Raw genomic sequence first — 1,718 nt, 5'->3', positions numbered from 1 at the left:
GATAAATATTCGACCATAATCGTCGATAGCTGCCATTATTCCGTTCCCGAAAATTACACCGGTAAATTTATCACAGCGAAAATATATTCATCTGAAATTATTTGCTTTTATGAGAATGACAAGATTTGTGTTCACAAAATTTGTGTTCATAAAAAATCTTATGGTTTCGGGAAATGGATCATCAAGATCGAACATTATCTGAAAACTTTGAAACGGAAGCCCGGAGCAGTTCGCAGCAGCGTTGCTCTTTCTCAAATGAAGGAAGATTTTCAAACATTATATCAAAACTATTTTTATTCCAAGTCAAGAGATTTTATCGAACTTCTTATTTATATGAAGGAAAATAAACTAACCCTGAAAGATATTCAAACCGTAATATTCAAATTGGAAAAACTTTGTCCGAGAGACATTTCAACGGTGAAGATCAAGACTATAATCGAGCGTGAGGAAGAGGAAGAAAAATTCTCTTCAAAAACGGAAATCGAGGAAATTTCGATGAGTCAATTATCCGATCTTGCCCAACTTTTGCCACACAAAAATAATCTCAATGCGAGCGGAGGTGTTCTATGAAATTGCATGAAGAAATCGTAGAATATACCAAGTCGATCCGCCTTCCGGAAATCAGAAAAACCTACCGGATTAAAGCGGAAGAAGCTCTAACAGAAAATAATTCTTACGAAGAATATCTGCATAATTTGTTGGAAAATGAGCATTATCGCAGATTGGAAAACAGGAAACTTTCCCGTATCCGTTCAGCCAATTTTCCTTATAAAAAATATCTTCAAGATTTGAATATCGAATTCTTATCCGAAGATGGCAGAACAAAACTTAAAATGCTCAAAAATCTCGATTTTATCCGAAGCGGACAGAATGTGATTCTCGCCGGTAATCCGGGCACCGGAAAAACTCACCTCGCGATAGCACTTGGTATCAAAGCCTGTATGGAAGATTACAAAGTTCTTTTTACCACTATTCCCACTTTGATCACCCAATTGAAGGAGTCGCAATCGAGTGGAACGCTTCGCAAAACGGAACTCCGTTTCGAAAAATATGACCTCGTTGTCTGTGATGAATTAGGTTATATTTCGTTCGATAAGGAAGGTTCGGAACTATTATTCACGAATCTATCGTTGCGGGCAGGAAGGAAATCTACGATCATCACAACAAACCTTTCTTTCGAAAGATGGCAGGAAATTTTCAAAGACCCCGTTCTTACCGCGGCCATGGTCGATAGATTAACCCATAAAGCTTACATTATTAATATGACCGGAAAGTCATATCGCCTAAAAGAAACAAAAGAATGGTTGAAAAATATTGACTAAAAAAGTGGAACATTTTCAAGTGAAATAGTGGGGACTTTTCAAGTGAAGAATACACAAGCCCTTTTGAGTGATTGAACTGAATCATAAAACCATAAACATAATATACGAGGAGAATGCTTATGAAAATTCTTTGGATTGAAGATTTTGGAGGAAATGCTACCGCAAGAGAAATGTCTGTAAATATTTTTGATGATTTCTTGGGAAAAATAATTTCGGAAAAATATAGAAAAGATAGTGAATTTTCAATTAAAAAAGAGTTTACTGAATACGTTAAAAAAATCAGCTTTCACGAAATTGATTTGATTAAGAACTATCCTGAATTCAGAAAAATCCAAGATAATATTTTTGACTATGATTATATCCTGATCGATATCAATCTTTCAGAGGGTTTATCCT

Annotated in this window: 2 protein-coding genes; both read left to right on the top strand. The window is 35.3% G+C overall.

The features are described 5' to 3' along the window. The first annotated feature begins 566 nt into the window (after positions 1 to 566). Positions 567 to 1,322, top strand: a complete 756-nt coding sequence (locus ENL20_09330) for an AAA family ATPase (protein HHE38759.1) — start codon at positions 567 to 569, stop codon at positions 1,320 to 1,322. Positions 1,323 to 1,441: 119 nt separating this feature from the next. After that, positions 1,442 to 1,718, top strand: a 277-nt coding sequence (locus tag ENL20_09325; GenBank protein HHE38758.1) for a hypothetical protein, incomplete at its 3' end; no start/stop codon positions are given.

It is taken from the genome of Candidatus Cloacimonadota bacterium (assembly GCA_011372345.1).
GTDB lineage: Bacteria > Cloacimonadota > Cloacimonadia > Cloacimonadales > TCS61 > DRTC01.
The sequence above is the reverse complement of the archived record's forward strand: the minus strand, read 5'-3'. Positions and strand labels throughout refer to the sequence as shown.

Bases quoted from the DNA above. Each gene is read 5' to 3' on its own strand.
- ENL20_09330 (HHE38759.1), top strand. From the start codon at position 567: ATGAAATTGCATGAAGAAATCGTAGAATATACCAAGTCGATCCGCCTT.